This is a genomic window from Butyrivibrio sp. VCB2006 (assembly GCF_000420945.1).
Lineage (GTDB): Bacteria > Bacillota > Clostridia > Lachnospirales > Lachnospiraceae > Butyrivibrio.
Window position 1 is genome coordinate 241,427 of the sequence record NZ_ATVX01000001.1, and the last position, 16,407, is coordinate 257,833.

15 protein-coding genes are annotated in these 16,407 nt (G+C 42.3%); 9 read left to right on the forward strand and 6 right to left on the reverse strand.

What is annotated here, in order from left to right:
- Window positions 1-2: 2 nt before the first annotated feature.
- On the forward strand, window positions 3-1,448 hold the full coding sequence (locus tag G613_RS0101030; RefSeq protein ID WP_081647721.1) for a DUF4832 domain-containing protein: 1,446 nt from the start codon (window positions 3-5) through the stop codon (window positions 1,446-1,448).
- A gap of 21 nt (window positions 1,449-1,469) precedes the next feature.
- Window positions 1,470-2,351 carry a YitT family protein gene (locus G613_RS0101035; RefSeq protein ID WP_029674361.1) on the forward strand — a complete coding sequence of 294 codons (882 nt, stop codon included), beginning with the start codon at window positions 1,470-1,472 and terminating at the stop codon, window positions 2,349-2,351.
- Here G613_RS0101035 and G613_RS0101040 read toward each other — a convergent pair.
- Together G613_RS0101040 and G613_RS0101045 are read right to left on the reverse strand one after the other, a co-directional pair.
- A complete protein-coding gene (locus G613_RS0101040; protein WP_029230878.1) occupies window positions 2,341-3,336 on the reverse strand; it encodes an AraC family transcriptional regulator in 996 nt (331 codons plus the stop codon). The genes G613_RS0101035 and G613_RS0101040 overlap by 11 nt on opposite strands.
- Before the next feature lie 7 nt (window positions 3,337-3,343).
- Window positions 3,344-4,237, reverse strand: a complete 894-nt coding sequence (locus G613_RS0101045) for an aldose 1-epimerase family protein (protein ID WP_029230879.1) — start codon at window positions 4,235-4,237, stop codon at window positions 3,344-3,346.
- Between the two features lie 244 nt (window positions 4,238-4,481).
- Between G613_RS0101045 and G613_RS0101050 the strand changes: the two genes are divergently transcribed.
- From G613_RS0101050 to G613_RS0101070, 4 genes are all read left to right on the forward strand, one after another.
- The gene (locus G613_RS0101050) at window positions 4,482-5,732 is read left to right on the forward strand and encodes an L-rhamnose isomerase (protein WP_029230880.1); all 1,251 of its coding nucleotides are present in this window, start codon (window positions 4,482-4,484) and stop codon (window positions 5,730-5,732) included.
- A gap of 142 nt (window positions 5,733-5,874) precedes the next feature.
- Window positions 5,875-6,723 carry a rhamnulose-1-phosphate aldolase gene (gene rhaD, locus G613_RS0101055; RefSeq protein WP_029230881.1) on the forward strand — a complete coding sequence of 283 codons (849 nt, stop codon included), beginning with the start codon at window positions 5,875-5,877 and terminating at the stop codon, window positions 6,721-6,723.
- A gap of 442 nt (window positions 6,724-7,165) precedes the next feature.
- A complete protein-coding gene (rhaB, locus tag G613_RS0101065; protein WP_029230882.1) occupies window positions 7,166-8,596 on the forward strand; it encodes a rhamnulokinase in 1,431 nt (476 codons plus the stop codon).
- A 32-nt stretch (window positions 8,597-8,628) separates the two neighbouring features.
- Window positions 8,629-8,814, forward strand: a complete 186-nt coding sequence (locus tag G613_RS0101070; RefSeq protein WP_029230883.1) for a CooT family nickel-binding protein — start codon at window positions 8,629-8,631, stop codon at window positions 8,812-8,814.
- A 132-nt stretch (window positions 8,815-8,946) separates the two neighbouring features.
- On the opposite strand, the gene G613_RS17755 is transcribed toward G613_RS0101070, so the two are convergent.
- From G613_RS17755 to G613_RS0101090, 4 genes are read right to left on the reverse strand one after another with little or no spacing between them, the layout of a single operon-like run.
- The gene (locus G613_RS17755) at window positions 8,947-9,219 is read right to left on the reverse strand and encodes a hypothetical protein (protein WP_029230884.1); all 273 of its coding nucleotides are present in this window, start codon (window positions 9,217-9,219) and stop codon (window positions 8,947-8,949) included.
- A gap of 31 nt (window positions 9,220-9,250) precedes the next feature.
- Window positions 9,251-9,478, reverse strand: coding sequence for a hypothetical protein (locus tag G613_RS0101080; protein ID WP_029230885.1), 228 nt, complete (start codon window positions 9,476-9,478; stop codon window positions 9,251-9,253).
- Window positions 9,479-9,506: 28 nt separating this feature from the next.
- Complete coding sequence (locus G613_RS0101085; protein ID WP_029230886.1) at window positions 9,507-11,192, reverse strand: 2-hydroxyacyl-CoA dehydratase family protein; 1,686 nt, start codon at window positions 11,190-11,192, stop codon at window positions 9,507-9,509.
- Window positions 11,189-12,403: a 2-hydroxyacyl-CoA dehydratase family protein gene (locus G613_RS0101090; protein WP_029230887.1), complete on the reverse strand. Its 1,215-nt coding sequence runs from the start codon at window positions 12,401-12,403 to the stop codon at window positions 11,189-11,191. The genes G613_RS0101085 and G613_RS0101090 overlap by 4 nt, the downstream gene beginning before the upstream one ends.
- Window positions 12,404-12,626: 223 nt before the next feature.
- On the opposite strand from G613_RS0101090, the gene G613_RS0101095 reads away from it, so the two are divergent.
- The 3 genes from G613_RS0101095 to G613_RS0101105 are packed head-to-tail and all read left to right on the forward strand — an operon-like array spanning window position 12,627 to window position 16,376.
- Window positions 12,627-13,388: an AAA family ATPase gene (locus tag G613_RS0101095; RefSeq protein WP_029230888.1), complete on the forward strand. Its 762-nt coding sequence runs from the start codon at window positions 12,627-12,629 to the stop codon at window positions 13,386-13,388.
- Window positions 13,389-13,407: 19 nt separating this feature from the next.
- On the forward strand, window positions 13,408-14,601 hold the full coding sequence (locus tag G613_RS0101100; protein ID WP_029230889.1) for a 2-hydroxyacyl-CoA dehydratase family protein: 1,194 nt from the start codon (window positions 13,408-13,410) through the stop codon (window positions 14,599-14,601).
- Entirely contained in the window at window positions 14,601-16,376 is a 1,776-nt protein-coding gene (locus G613_RS0101105) for a 2-hydroxyacyl-CoA dehydratase family protein (RefSeq protein ID WP_029230890.1), read from the forward strand. Before G613_RS0101100 ends, G613_RS0101105 begins: the two co-directional genes overlap by 1 nt.
- The last annotated feature ends 31 nt before the right edge of the window (window positions 16,377-16,407 follow it).

Sequence of the window (16,407 nt, forward strand, 5' to 3'; positions counted from 1 at the left end):
CAATGAACGATAGAAATAAGAGCGGTTTTATTTTTTTCCTGATCTTCGCCATGATTTTGGGGGCGGGAATAAGAGGCTATCAGATGTATATAAGAAATTTAACCGGAACCACCTACAAATATAATGAGGGAACAGAGTGCATCACCAATTCATACATAGGTTATGCTCCAAGTGCCACCAGTGAGAGCTTATGTGAAAAGTCTACACTGGTATACTGTGAAGTTACCTGGGCTGAAATCGAGCCGGAAGAGGGCGTATTTAACTGGGATCACTATGATTCAACTCATCATATGAAGAGATGGAGAGATGAGGGTAAAACAGTAGTCCTAAGATTTGTATGCGACAAACCCGGCAAGGAAGAACACATGGATATCCCCCAGTGGTTGTATGACAAAACGGGGGATGGACAGTTCTATGATATTTCCTATGGAAAGGGATACTGTCCGGAATATAACAACGAGATATTTATTCAGGAGCACGAGAGAGTAATTAAAGAAGTTGCGAGACACTTCAAGGAGAAGGCTTTCGTTTCCTATGTTGAACTAGGAAGCCTTGGACACTGGGGAGAGTGGCACACTTATTACACAGCAGGACTTCCCAGAATGCCTGAAACAACTGTCCGTGCTAAGTATGTTAAACACTATACTGATAACTTTACATTCTGCAGACTACTTATGAGAAGGCCTTTTGCAGAGCTTCCGGATGGTGCCGGAGTATTTAATGATATGACAGGTATAAGTCATGACACCAGTACATGGCTTGGATGGATATCCGAGGGCGGTGATTATAACGAGACAGGTGAAAAGGGAGCCCTTGTTGCTGTACCTGAAATATGGAATAAAGCGCCGGTTGGCGGAGAGTTTGCAAGTTCTGTGCCTATAAGTACTATGCTTGGCGAGAATTATGATGAAACTGTGAGTTTGCTAAAACAGTCACATATGAGCTTCATCGGACCAATGGTGCCCTATGTTAAGAGAGAGAGTCTGGAATTCTATGAGAGTGCAGATTCACTTCTTAAATATGTGGGCTATAGATATAGGGTAAAAGAGCTGAATATCAGAAAGTCTCTTGGAAGAGACACTGCCGAACTTACAGTCACAATCACCAATGACGGAGTATGCCCAATTTACTTTGACTGTGTTCCTTGTCTTTATGTTGAGCTTCCGGAGGGAAGTGATATCTCTTTTGAAGGAAAAGAGGGAGTTCGTGCCCAGGAAGGTACTGAGGCTGAAGGAATGATGGTTTACAGGCTGAATATTGACCTTAAGAGTATGTTGACAGGGCAGCAGGCGCAAGCTATAGTTAATATTCCGAGAGATGTATTAAAATGTAAAGGCGCTCGTATTTATGCGGGAATAGAAGAGAGCCTTTTTGGAGAACCCAGTATCAAATTTGATATGGAAGCTGAGAGAAAAAGAGATTTAAGTCTTTTGTGGGAAAAAGAGTAAAGTAACGGGTGGAAGGTATTTATGTCAGAAAAAGGTAAAAAAATAGTTTTTACACTTAAGAAGGACCTGATTCGTCTTGTTGTGGTGCTGGTTGCAGCGTTTGTTATGGCGATGAATATTCAGACCTTCATCAATGCCGGAGGACTTTATCCCGGAGGAGCGCAGGGACTTACGATTATTATCATAAGAGTTGCTGCCAAGTATTTTGGCATAAATATTCCCTATACTCCTGTCAGCCTGATTCTTAATGCAATTCCTATATATATTGGATTTAGATTTATCGGTAAGAAATTCACTTTGTTTTCACTTATCATGGTTTTGGCAAATGGTGTTTTTGTTGACTTTTTGCCTGCCTTTTCTGTAACTCATGATTCACTTCTCATTGCTGTTTTCGGTGGTATTGTCAACGCGGTTGCAATCACTATGTGTCTTGAAGTTGATGCTACCAGCGGTGGAACAGACTTTATTTCTATCTTTTTATCCCAGAGAAAGGGAATCGATGCCTTCCCAATTATTCTTGCAGGAAATGTAATACTGCTTACAATTGCTGGAATTTTGTTTGGTTGGGATAAGGCATTGTATTCCATGATATTCCAGTATGTTACTACTCAGGCGTTGCACGTTCTCTACAGAACCTATCAGCAAAAGACGTTGTTTATAATAACTGATGTTCCGGATGATATTTGCAAACTTATTTATGCCCAGTCAGGGCATGGTGCAACACTCATAGACGGAGAGGGCTCTTTTGGCCACAAAAATAAGAAGATTGTTTATTCTATAGTTAGTGCTTCTGACACAAGAAAGCTTATTCCTATGATCAAGGAACTTGACCCGAATGCTTTTGTTAACTCAATCAGGACAGAAGAAGTTATGGGTAACTTCTACATGAGACCTAGAGATTAATTCGGTAGTCCCTCGGACTGCAGTCATAGGTTCTTCTAAATAATCTATGGAAAAAACTAGTATTATCATAGCCAACCAACACCGATATATCAGCAATTGATATGTCGGTGTTTTTTAGTAGGTCGCAGGCTTTGTTCATGCGCTTACTCTGCAGAAGTTCTTTGAAGGTGGACCCGGTGTTCTTTTTAATGATTCGGGAAAGAACATACTCATCCTCATGAACTTTTTCTGAAAAATCAGCAAGGCTTGCGTCTCTGTATTGTTCATCGATATAGCGAAGAAGGCCGAACATTATCTCCTGATCGTAGGACTTCCGGGATACCCTAATGGTTTCTGTGTGTTGTAAAAGAGTCATAAACAAAAGCCCCATCGTGACTTGGTTAATTGAGGTGGAATAGGAGACTTTATCACCATCTATATCACCGGAAGGCGTGGGAAGCATATTCAGAATCAGATTCTCCATTATGTTCTGAATCTGAGGAATACCTGATACACCAAAATACAGGAAGTTACCGCCGATATCTTTTTTGGTAAGGCAGCTTATGAGGAAGTCCTTTAATGGATTTTCCTCATTCTGGAGCATTGCAAAAGAGGTATCAAAGAACTCAGGCAGAATCATGAAATTGATTGCAATGTCATTTTCGCCGGCAGGCAGAATTTCCTGATGAGCATGTTGATTCAGAAAAAGAAGATCGCCCTGATGGAGAGTGATGCGCTGACCGTCCACAATGTGCACGGTTTTTCCCTGGCACATGTAAATGAATTCCACGTAGTTGTGAGTGTGGAGAGGAAAATGTATAAAGCGCACATGAGGACGCATGTCTATGAGTTTGCCATTCTGGAGAACCCTTGCGGAATCAATTTCATCATTTGAAATTGGATCTTTGGAGTAGTACAAATTTCTGTTTACCTGGGTGTTTCCATCCAGGATAGCCTTTTCTTCATCTGTAATTGTACTTAATATCTCAATTAGTTTTTGATTCATATTATTCTTACGAAATGGTTATACTGTAGTTAATTGATCTTGCTTCTGTAGCTTCAAGCTTCTGCTCGCCGAACTTCTCGGGAAGCTCTCCTCTAAAGCCCTTATTGTCACATCTTCCAAACCATGGCTCGAGGCAAACATACTCGGCTTCATTAGTGGGCTTGGACCACAGACCAAAGGATGGGAAAATCTCGCAGTTCATAGTTATGTAAGGCATGCCGTCAGGAGTGCAGAGGCTAACCTCTTTAACCTGATTGTTATCAAAGATAAGAGCATCCTTATCAAAAATGTGATCCGTGATATTAAGGTAGCCGTTATCAAGCGCAATTGGATTAGGGTTTTCGAAATCAACTTCTCTGGTACTTTGGATTATCAGGACGTACTCCAGCTGATTTTTATCTTCTCCGTTGTTAAAACGAACCTTGTAGTCAGTTCTTTTTTCACCATCATTGATAGGACATCTGAAGGCCGGATGTCCGCCGATAGAGTAGTACATTGGCTCTGTCTCATTTAGGTTCTTGATTTCCCAGATGACATCTATTTTATTATCAGTAAGTTTATGCGTTATAACCAGCTCAAAGTCAAAGGGATATTTCTCTTTGGTCTGGGCTGTGGAAGTTAATTTAAAGCTTACGCTGTCCGCTGTTTTTTCTGCGAACTCAAAATCCATATCTCTTGCAAAGCCGTGGGATGACATGTGGTAAGTTACGCCTTTATATCTAAATTCGTCGTTAACTACGTTTCCGACAAATGGGAAAAGAACCGGCGCATGTCTGTTCCAGAATTTTGGGTCAGCCTGCCACAAAAGTTCTTTTTCTCTTTTCTTATCATAAATACTGCTAAGCTCGGCACCGTGCTCGGCTACTGCTATTTTCAGGTACTCGTTTTCAATGTATTCCATATTTTGACGCTCCTTGATATGTGTTTTATATCGCATTGGATGGATACATTTGCCATCTTTTTTCACTACAATACGATGATAGCCCTCACAAGATATATTTGCAAGAAAGGACGTAAAATTTGTTTTTTGTCGACCTTATTAATTCCATTAAATACGTGTAGATTATGTATAGGAGTGATTGGTATTTCTTTTACCATGAAATAATTAAGATACTTAATGTTAGTCATAAGGAAAGGGGAAAAACATGACAGTACAGGAAAGATTCGAGGACGCAAAGGCGCGTTATGCAGAAATTGGCGTGGATGTTGATAAGGCTTTAGATGCTCTTTCAAATATCAAACTCTCAATGCACTGCTGGCAGGGGGACGACGTAATTGGTTTCGATCAGAAGGGACCACTTACAGGCGGTATTCAGACAACAGGTAATTATCCATACAAGGCTACAACTCCACAGGAGCTCATGGCTGACATGGATAAGACTTTTTCATATGTTCCGGGTAAGCACAAGATCAATCTTCACGCTTCATACGCAATTTTTGAGAATGGAGAGTGGGCTGACAGAGATCAGCTAAAGCCCGAGCACTTCAAAAAATGGGCAGAGTTTGCCAAGGAAAGAGGATTGGGCGTTGACTTCAACCCAACTTACTTTAGCCATCCTAAGTCAGAGGTTGCTACACTTTCTTCAGCAGATGAGGAAATCAGACAGTTCTGGATCAGACATGGCCAGGCCTGCATTAGAATTTCAGAGTATTTTGCAGAGCAGACAGGCCAGACCTGTATGATGAATATTTGGATTCCTGACGGACTTAAGGATATCCCAGGGGATAGAAAGGCTCCAAGAGCGAGACTTAAGGACTCTCTTGATCAGATCCTTTCAATAGATTATGACAAGAGCAAAGTTGCCATTGCTGTTGAGTCTAAGGTATTTGGAATCGGTGCTGAGTCATATACGGTTGGAAGCCATGAATTCTATATGAACTATGCTGCTAAGAACGATGTAATGTGCCTAATCGACACAGGACATTTTCATCCAACAGAGAATGTTGCAGACAAGCTTTCTTCAATGCTTCTTTTCTACGATAAGATGGCTCTTCATGTATCACGTCCTGTTCGCTGGGATTCAGATCACGTAGTTATCTTCAATGACGATGCAAGAGATCTTGCTCAGGAAATCGTAAGAAACGGTGCTGACAGATTCTACATCGGAATGGATTATTTTGATGCAAGCATTAACAGAATTTCTGCTTGGACCAACGGAATGAGAAACTTCCTCAAGGCTCTTATGTATGCAGAGCTTCAGCCAATGGATAAGCTTACAGCTCTCCAGAATGCAGGCAACTTCACAGAGCTTATGTCCATTACAGAGCAGCTCAAGGTAATGCCTTTCGGTGATGTTTGGGATTACTACTGCCAGTCTAAGGGAGTAGCTCTTGAAAAAGACTGGTTCGCTGACTGTGCTAAGTATGAGAAGGAAGTATTAAGCCAAAGAGCGTAATGAATGAGAAATAAAATTATAATTGTATATAAATGAATGGTCTGACACGAAAATATATTTACATAATCCGATTTGATTCGAAGAATCATCGGAGGATTATGTAAATATATTGAGTGGAAGATGTTATTTAAGGAGAATAATTATGAAAGTTTTAGATGCGAAATTCGCACAGGGCTTCTGCCGTCTGTGTGTTGATGGATTTTATCAGGGATGGCATGAGAGAAACGGCGGTAATCTCAGCTATAGAATTAAGGATGAGGAGATTGCCAGTGTAAAAGATGACCTGGATGAATCAGGTGAGTGGAAAGAGATTGGTGCAACAGTCACAGGCCTTGCCGGCGAATATTTCATGGTAACAGGTTCAGGCAAGTACTTTAGAAATGTCGAGATTGATCCTGCTGCAAATGTATGCATTATAAAGGTTGATGATGCCGGTGAGAAGTACAAGATTGTATGGGGCCTTACAGAGGGCGGAAGACCAACATCAGAGCTTCCTTCACACCTTATGAATCTTGAAGTTTGTAAGGCACGTAACGCAGAAATCAGAGTCGTATATCATTGTCACCCAGCTAACACTATTGCACTTACCTTTGTGCTTCCTCTTGATGGAAAGGTATTTACAAGAGAAATCTGGGAGATGGCTACAGAGTGTCCAATCGTATTCCCTGAAGGAATCGGTGTAGTGCCTTGGATGGTTCCGGGCGGAAGAGAAATCGCTGTTGCCACATCTGAGATCATGAAGAGACAGGATGTTGCTATCTGGGCTCATCACGGCATGTTTGCCTGCGGAACAGACTTTGATATCACCTTCGGTCTTATGCACACAGTAGAGAAAGCTGCAGAGATCCTTGTTAAGGTAATGTCCATGACAGACAGAAAGAGACAGACAATTGAGCCAGCTGATTTCCGCGCCCTCAATGAACCTTTTGGAGTAAGTATCAGTGAGGATTTCCTCTATGAAAAGAAGTCTGATGTAATTGGGGAATATTGATTTGATAATAATACCAGGCAGGAGAAAATATATTGCTTGGTATTACAAAGAAATCTGTGAATAATATCAAACAATGCTGGATATGCTTGTTTGGTATTACAGAAGAGAATGTGAGTAATACCAAACAAGAGAACAAATCCTGGATTGTTATTACTAGAAAAGAATAATGTAATACCAAACTGAAGAGCAGACTTGGATTGATATTACAAAAAAATAATAAAGTAATACCAAACAAGAGAGCAGACCCTGGATTGTTATTACTGAAGAAAAATAAAGTTATACCAAGTAGAAGGCAGAAACTAGTTTGTTATTACAAGAAAAAAATGCAGTAAGACCAAAACGAAGAATGTGTCAATTATTAGTATCTTTGAAGAATAGAAACAGCTATGACCAATAATGTAAGACAAAATTTGCTAAGCACATATTGGGGGAGAATAATAAAATGAAATATTACCTCGCAGTTGATATAGGTGCCTCATCAGGGCGCCACATACTTGCCCACATGGACAATGGAAAAATAGTGCTGGAAGAAGTCTACCGTTTCTACAATGGAATGGATGAGAAGGGCAAGCACCAGGTATGGGATACAGACAGACTTTTTTCTGAAATCCTTGCCGGAATGAAGGAATGCCAGAAAAAAGGTAAAATCCCTGCAACCATGGGAATTGACACCTGGGGAGTAGACTACGTGCTCCTTGATAAGGACGACAATAAAATCGGTGACTGTATTGCCTACAGAGATGGCAGAACAGAAGGAATGGATGAAGAGGTTTACAAGATAATCTCTGAAGAGGAACTCTATGCCAGAACCGGAATTCAGAAAGCTATCTTTAATACCATTTATCAGCTAATGTCTACAAAAGTCAGAAAGCCTGAAAAGCTTGAGAGAGCAAGAACATTCCTTATGATTCCGGATTATTTCCATTTCCTTCTCACAGGAGTTCGCAAGCAGGAATATACCAATGCCTCCACAACCCAGCTTCTCAATGCGAGGACCGGCGACTGGGATCATGAACTTATAGCAAAACTAGGCTTCCCTGATGAGCTCTTTGGAGAGCTTTCCATGCCGGGAACTTTAGTTGGTCCTCTTAAAAAAGATATTGCTGAAAAAGTGGGCTTTACCTGCAATGTGGTCCTTCCTGCAACCCATGATACAGGATCGGCAGTAATGAGCGTTCCCTGCACGGACGAGAATACTCTCTATATCTCTTCCGGAACCTGGTCTCTGATGGGGTGCGAACTGGAAAGCGCAAACTGCTCAGAAAAAGCAAGAAAAGCCAACTTTACTAATGAAGGCGGATATCAGCACAGGTACAGATTCCTCAAGAACATTATGGGCCTTTGGATGATCCAGTCTGTTAAAAAGGAACTTGAAGAGGGCTATGATTATGCCGGAAAAACTCCTGCAGAAGATTACTCTTTTGCAAACCTTTGTGACAGAGCGGCCAAGGAAACTATAGACTCAGTAGTACCCGCCAACGACGCAAGATTTCTTAATCCTGATTCCATGATAAAAGAGATTCAGAAAGCTTGTGAGGAATCAGGTCAGCAGGTTCCAAACACTCCTTGGGAACTTGCCCGTGTAATCTACAGAAGCCTTGCTGTATGCTACAAGCAGGCTACAGAGGAGATTGAGGCCATTACAGGCAAACACTTTGACAGTGTCAACATCGTAGGCGGTGGTTCTAACGCAGTATACCTCAATCAGCTCACAGCCGCTGAAACAGGTAGAACGGTTAATGCAGGCCCCGGAGAAGCTACAGCTGTCGGTAATATCGGTGCACAGATGTTAGCAGATGGCGTATTCGCTGATCTTAATGAATTAAGAAAATGCGTATTTGAATCTTTTGGTGTTGTGAGATACTATGATTAATGTAGAAGTTAACCAAAAAGGAAGGTAATACTATGTGTTTATCAACAGCAGTAAGAGCGGATAACCCAGATGTAATTTTAATGGAGTATGTGCAGTCACTATCAATAGATGGCGATACAATTACTCTTGTAGATCTCATGGGAGAGAAAAAAGTAATTAGAGGAAGCCTTACCTTTGCAGATCTGACAGGCGCTGTACTGAAGATTGATTGCAGATAGTATACCTGAAAGGCCGGGGAAGAATAATCGTGATATGGGAGGATTAAGGTATGGCATCATGGATGGTACATTTAAGAATTGCTGATAGACTCCTTGACAGAATAGAAAATCTTGATGAGAAAAGAGCTGCCGTTATGGCAGCTCTTTTAATGCTTCGTCAAGAAGTGCATTTCCTTTTTTGTATTCCTCAATGGCCTGTTTAACCTTGCCGGCAACCTCCGGTTTACCCTGTTCTTCCAGTGAACGAACGATGGTGTCCAGCTCAGCTGTGTGGTCCTCATTGTGGTGATACATGTGGTGGAGGAGAGCTTTGAGTTTATCTGCTGACTCTATGGTGCTGTGCTGATGATTGTGTGATCCGCAGTGGTCATGCTCGTTGTCGTGGGTGGGCTCATGTTCTGACATAATGAATTACCTCCTAAACGTTTCTATTTGATTACAATATCTCCGTATACTCTGACGGAGCAACAGCTTCCTTCTGGAAATAAGGAATTGTTGTATTGTCGGCACGCTTCATGTTGTCGAATCTCTTTATCATCATTGGCTCCCAAATGTAGTACATGAACTTACCATCAAGATCCCAGTAAAAAACTGCAAAGAGAATTCCGTAGACTACGGCAGCGAAGCCTATGAATTTTCCAAAAAATTTTAAAAATGATTTCATATATTATTACCTCTGCAATAATTATATTTTACCAGCTCTTATCATCGTCGAAGTCAACCAGTGTAGGATCAAGTGGTTCTTCGTGCATGACTGTTGTCATATAGTCATTGATAATCTGTCTGATTTCTTTTCTTGAAACTGTTCTCTTGTCAGGAAGAGCATGTGGAACCCAGATGGCGTGGATGTTACGCTTTCTGAATTCGTCTTCAAATACTCCGTGGATACCCTGCATTCCCTTACACTGGAGCTGATCATACATGATGACCATATCGCAGTTGAAACGCTCCATGTAATTAAACAGTGACAAGATGTGCTCGTGGCCACCAACAGCCATTGCTCTCATTGGAGCCTTCTCATTCATCCAGCTAAGATCTTCAAGTGCATGTTCGTAAGTATCTGTTCTAAGGTACTGATCGAACATAAGAGAATCCATATTGATAACGCAGTTGATACCCCAGCAGTTGTAAGCCCAGGTACACCAGTGTGAGTAATAAAGAGGAGCGCAGCTCCAGGCAATGGCACGATGCCTGGTCTTAGGGAAGGTTTCAATCTTATTCTTGACGGTTTTATTCATGATGCGCTTAACGTGCTCATCCATCTCATGCCAGATAGGTCTGTCACCATCCTGAGAATAATAGATACGATAAAGAGCCTGAGCAACACCACTGATAGGATAATAAGGAGTGTTGGCTGCAACGTCCCATTTTTCCCACTCGAACTCTGTGAGTTTGTTGAAAGACTCAGCAGTTTTTTTGTATTCTTCCCAATTAAACTTAACTCCGTAGGTCTCTTCAATGAACTTCCAGGCGTTTTCGATTTCCTTCTGATGGTTCTTCTGAACCAGAGGATCGTCATAACGCATTGGCTGAGGAAGCGCGTAGAGAGGACGGTTAAGGAACCAGTCCTGAAGTACGCTTGTGGCTACAGAACCATCGCAGGCTTCGTTGGTAGTAATCATAGCAGGAGCGAAGTCCGGATAATCGTCATGTACAAAAAGACCATACTCAGCCTGACACATTGGACATGGATCGGAAGGAAGACCGATGGACTGAGCTGCGTCAATATAGTTAAGAACAGTGTGGCTGTTTACATGAACAGAAACGAAGTACGGAATCATTTCAAGAGGAATATCTTCAAGCTGTCCTCTGAAAGGATAGAAGAAGCTTCCACCAACAGTCTCGTTATGAGCGATGTTCTTACTCCAGTTTTTGCCTTCTTTTCCGCCATGCATTTTTTTATCGGCAATGAACATTTCCTGGAACTGACGAATGGTTTCACTTACCATTCCACGATAGTGCCAGGCGGAAGCTTTCATGGCTTCGCCGCGCATCCCTTCCATACCTCTGTCAAACCAGTGCATAACGGTAAGATAGGTCTGGCCCATCCAGCGATAGCGCATTGTACCTTTGAAAAAGTCCACAATACCTTCTGGACCATCGCCGTATTTAACAATATCACCAACCATGTGAGCGTAGTTGTAAAGCCAAATCATGTTGAAGTAGTACATGGTATCCATAAATCCACGCCACTCACGATGCTTGTAAAGGCCGGTATCTCCAACGTAGAGATCACCAAGGCGTCTTTCTTCATGAGGCTTGCCGTACCAGAAATCCCTGGCGGCCTTTTTTAAATCCTTGGGTTTATTTTTTTCTTCGGGAGCCTTTTCTACAACAAAAAGCTCTCTGTATTTAGCTTTAACATCCTTTAGCTTCATGCTGTAACCTCCTTGTCAGAATTGTTCTTACTGTTCTGGATATTTTTAAGCTCGATACTTTCCACGAAGGCCTGGAATCTTGTTCTTAACTGGCCAACAGCATTATTTACGTATTCCTTCTCTATAGAGCAAACAGGAATTCCGAAGTCTCTTGGGAAGATGAGAGTATCAATTGTACGCTCATAGCTCCAGTATTCGCAGAACTTCATCTGGGAGATGATAAGTCCGTCGGCTTTGTATTCTTTAACGACATCTGCAAGGAACTGCTTGCGGTCACGCATGATGTGCTGATCCATGAAACGAGGACACTGGCTGGTCTCAAGGTAGTGCCTTGCGATAGCGTGGAGCGGTTTCTCGCCCTCTTTTACCACAATCTCCTCACGTCCCGGAATTGAGCCATAGCAATGACGATCAGCCACTACGAGAGCACCGCATTCTTCAATCAGTTTGATGAAGTTTGGATCATCTTCTTCAGAGCCGGAGAGAACCACCTTACATCTGTAGGTCTTTTTCTCATCAGGCTTTCTGGTCTTAAGCTGCTCTGCAATATCCTTAAGCTTGTCGATTATAAGGTACTTAGGACAAACCAGAGTTGAGAGCATGATGATGGAAAACTCTGTTCCTGTGATAGTTGGCTCATCAAGCCTTCTGTAGCTTCCGATTTCGTTCACGAGACGGCATACTTCGTTATGCTCTTTGATTGCTGTAAGCAGTGCTTCGTCACTGGTATCAATGCCGAATTTTTCGTTTAGCTTATCAAGAACGTGAGCCTGAAGCTGAGTTTCAAAATGATCTATTGAATTGTCATTTTTCTTGAATGGAACATCTGTGAATTCACAGAAGAAATCAGGATTCTGAATGATGTCCATGAGCTGAAGATGCTCCTGGAATCTACAGGTTACAGTACAGGTTTCTGTAGCCATCTGAGCGTCAAGAAAATTGAAGCCGCCCTCGAGAGCACGCTCCAAAAGACACCTGCCGTACATGCAGGTGCGGTTAGACATGTAATAGGTCGCCATATCAGGTGATGAACTGCGAGGCGCGCGAAGACGACATGACACACAGCCGGGAAGGTCCAAAAGAACTTCCGGCATAAAGTAACAGGTATAACCAAGCACTCTTTTGCCATCTTTCTTGGCCTTGCGAATAAGCTCATTATTCGCTTCCTGTAGCAGGTCCTCGAGCTCAAAAATATGCACGAGATCTTTCATATGAAATGTATTCCCCCTTATTAGTTTTATCCCTCAAAATCGCTAACACTGAATATCAGTAGCTAACCCTAAACTTAATGATAGCATAATCTCTTGGAAACTTGAACGATATTTAGAAAAATAAAACTCAATATATTTTTATCAAAATCCTCTGTGAAAAAATATCAATTTAGGCTAAAATAGGAGTAGGTTATTTTTGTTAGGTAGGGGGATTGTATTTTCCATGGGGGAACATACTAAGATTATCGCACTTACGGGTAAAGGGGGTGTTGGCAAGACATCTCTTTCGGCTTGTATTGTGCGAGTTTTGACGGATACATATCCGAATTCTAAAATTCTTGCAATTGATGCAGATCCTGCTGTTGGACTATCAGTAGCACTTGGAGTTAAACCGGAGCTGACCTTGGATGAAATTAGAAAGAAGGTGGCAGAGGACGTAACAGGTAAACTTAAGGACACGCAGGATATCCTGGCGGAAGCTAAATTCCAGTTGTATGACACAATGGTAGAAAAAAACGGTTTTGCTTTTCTGGCGATTGGAAGGCCGGAAGCAGCAGGCTGTTACTGCGCTATAAACACTTATCTTCGTAAGGTTATCGAGATGCTGGTTGATGATTTCGACTACGTTGTAATAGACGGAGAGGCGGGTATAGAGCAGATAAATAGGCGAGTTCTTGAGAAGGTTACCCATCTTATCTGCGTATCGGATCAGAGTCGTAAGGGGCTTCAGATCATTGAGACCATCAAAAATGTGGCTGATGATCTGGTAATGTATGACAGGATAGGACTTGTTGTAAACAGAGCACCACTTCCTGATAAGGTTACAGAAAGTGAGATTGGCGGAGTTCCCGTCGTTGCTGTTATTAAGCCTGATGATGTCATGACAGAGAATGACATAGAAGGAAAAAGCGTTTTTGAACTACCCAAAGATACAGAGATTCTAGAGGGTGCACGAAGGGCACTATCTAATATGAATGTCATTTGAGGCGGAAGGAGGATAAAAAGTGCAAGACTTAAAGCACATGATTACCTTTGAAAAATGGCTGGAGGATGCATCTAATCCCTTGATCAAAGAGGCACAGGATGAAGGTAAATATGCCATTGGCTACACCTGTTATCACATGCCCGAGGTGCTTCTTAATGTAGACAACTGTTTTTCAGTAAGAATGCGAGCACCCAGAGTTGGTTCAATAGATATTTCAACCTATTACATGTCTAATTATACCTGTGAGTTTGCCAGATCTCTTTTGGAAAATGGTATTGAGGGAGGCTACGGATTTCTTGATGGAATTGCCGGTGTAGACGCCTGCTCAGCCATGAACAGATGCTATGAGCATATGGAAATATTGAAGTGCAATGAGAAGCCGCACTTCTTTGTAACACATACGGATGTTCCTTATAAGGTTGAGGAGTACAACTTTGACCAGGTGGCAAGCCAGATGAGGCTTCGTCTTCTTGATGTGATGCATGAGAAGCTTGGCACTGATGTATCAGATGAGGCAATCAGGAAGGCAGTTGAGCTTCATAATGAGATGTGCCGTGTTATGACTGCCATCAGCGACTTCCGCAAGGAAGATAATCCAAGAATCACAGGCTATGAATATCATGTGATCTGCCTGGCAAGCTATGTTTGCCCTACAGCCAAGATTCTTCCTTTGTTAAAAGAAACGTTGGAAGAACTCAAGGATAGAAAGCCAGATGATAAGAACAAATTCAGGGCAAGAGTTGTGGTTGTCGGATCAGAAATTGATGACCTTAATTTCACAAGACTTCTTGAAGATGCCGGAGCTATGGTTGTCGCCGATAGGTACTGCTACGGAACCTTCCCGGGAAGAGAAGAGATTAAGCTTAATGATGATGAAGATATCGTAAGACAGATTGCAAGACACTATATGCTTACATCGGAGTGCCCAAGATACATGGCAGAGGAGAAGGTTCAGCAGAGAAAAGATACTGTTGATAAATTGGCCAAAGAGTTTAAGGCTGACGGTATCATTTATGAACAGATCAAGTACTGCGATTTCTGGGCATTTGAAAGACCTCTTGCAAGTCATATCCTTACAGAAGAGTACGGATGGCCTACTCTTTCCATTGACAGATCTTACAACGTACATAATTCAGGACAGCTCCGCACCAGGTTCCAGGCCTTTGTGGAAGCCCTTGAAATCAAGAATATCAGGAAGAAGGGGGTAGTGTGATGAAATACATTGATCCCAAGAACTTCAGATTAAAGGATAATATCGACTGGAAAGCCCAGGCTGCCAATATGAAGGAAATAGCCGGGATTGCCATGGAGCTGGTAAAAGAGACAGACTGGAGCGATGTGGCTAAGGCTGCCGGCAAGGATGCAAAGGGTATCAAAAAGCGTCTTACCCATGAGCTTGATCTTCTTAAGCAGATGTCTCCCGATGAGGTTAAAGACCTTGTACTGAACGGAGAAAAACAGCTTGGTAAGCTATATGCTAATGGCAAGATGGCTACAGTCAGACGTGAGTGGCGAGGTGTCAAGGACACAGGTGTTGACTTCTATGAATGGGCCAAGATGTGGGGAATGCTTCTTGCAACTTTCTCACAGGATCTTGTTCCGGCCATGATGGGAGCAGTACATTACAGATGGATGGTTTCCTACTTCTGCTGTCACTCATTTATGGACAAGAATACATTGGGACTACGAGGACGAGCTCTCAAGATGCATCACGAGCTCATCTACTCAATCTTCAGATATGTTGCCGAGAACCTGGTTCTTCTTATGAAGGCAGATGAGAAGGTTGGTAATTCCAAAGAGCTTTCCAAGAAGATAGTTCTTTTTGATGAGATGACAATGTCACAGATCATGGCAGGCTTCCCTGATCTTATCGGAATACCTTATCAGCTGATGCCGGTATTTCTTTTGTCTGAGATTGATCAGCTGGCCTGCATGCCATATATCGATGCGGTTGAGTCATACGGACTGCCGTCGGATACCTGTCCGGTTCCGTCATCGGAGTGCGGTGCTGCTGTAATTGATGCCCTTCCTCACATGGGAGCATGCTTCATTTCAAGTTCGATGCCCTGTGATGGTTCAGTAATGGCATCATCTTATACAAGTCGTAGATTTAGAGATCTTCCTACATATCACCTGGCTTTCCCAGTTAGATATGAGGATGAATCCTTAATGGATGCAGCGGTTAAAGATATCAAGGGCTGCATTAAGTTTATCGAAGATAACACCGGAGCAAAGTGGAACTGGGATGCTTACTTTGCTGCTATGAAGAGATTCAATATAGAGACCAAGTATGAGCTTGAAAAGTGGGAAATCAATCAGACTCCGAATCCTCAGCTCATCGGACCATGTTACGAGCTGTTCCGCAAATGGAACTACGAGATGGATGGTGGTCTGGATCCCAGAATTATCAAGACCTTCTACAATGTAGACAAACTCATGAAGAAGGCCTATGAGATGAAGGATGAGCCATGGCGTGGCAAGATGAAGTACAGGGCAATTGTTTGGTCAATCCCTGCTCACTACTACGCAAACTTCTCCAACTGGATGGCTAACTGTTGGGGAGTAGATATTCTGGTAGAGATGGAATCACTTAACTTTACCAAGCCTCTGGAAACCCAGAATCAGGACGAGGCACTTAAGGATCTTGCAAGACTCTATGAGCGTATGGTCATGAGAAGACACACCAACGGTGGTTATGATCACGTAGTAACAGAGCTTTGGAGACAGTGCGAACAGTGGAATGTTGATTTCGTACTTATGTACCAGCATGTATCCTGCAAGAACATGGCTACAGTACAGGGACTTTTCGAAGATCAGGCAAGAGAGCGCGGAATTAAGCTTTTATGGGTTTCTCACGATCTTATGGATCCTAGAACGGTATCAAGAAAAGATATGCGTGCTCAGGTCAATGAGTTCATGAGAACAGTAATGAAGGCAGAACCTGTAGATCCTTCTTTGGAGGATTTTGAGGATGATACAACGTGGTGATATAGGGATGGAAAGTCATATAATGATGTGC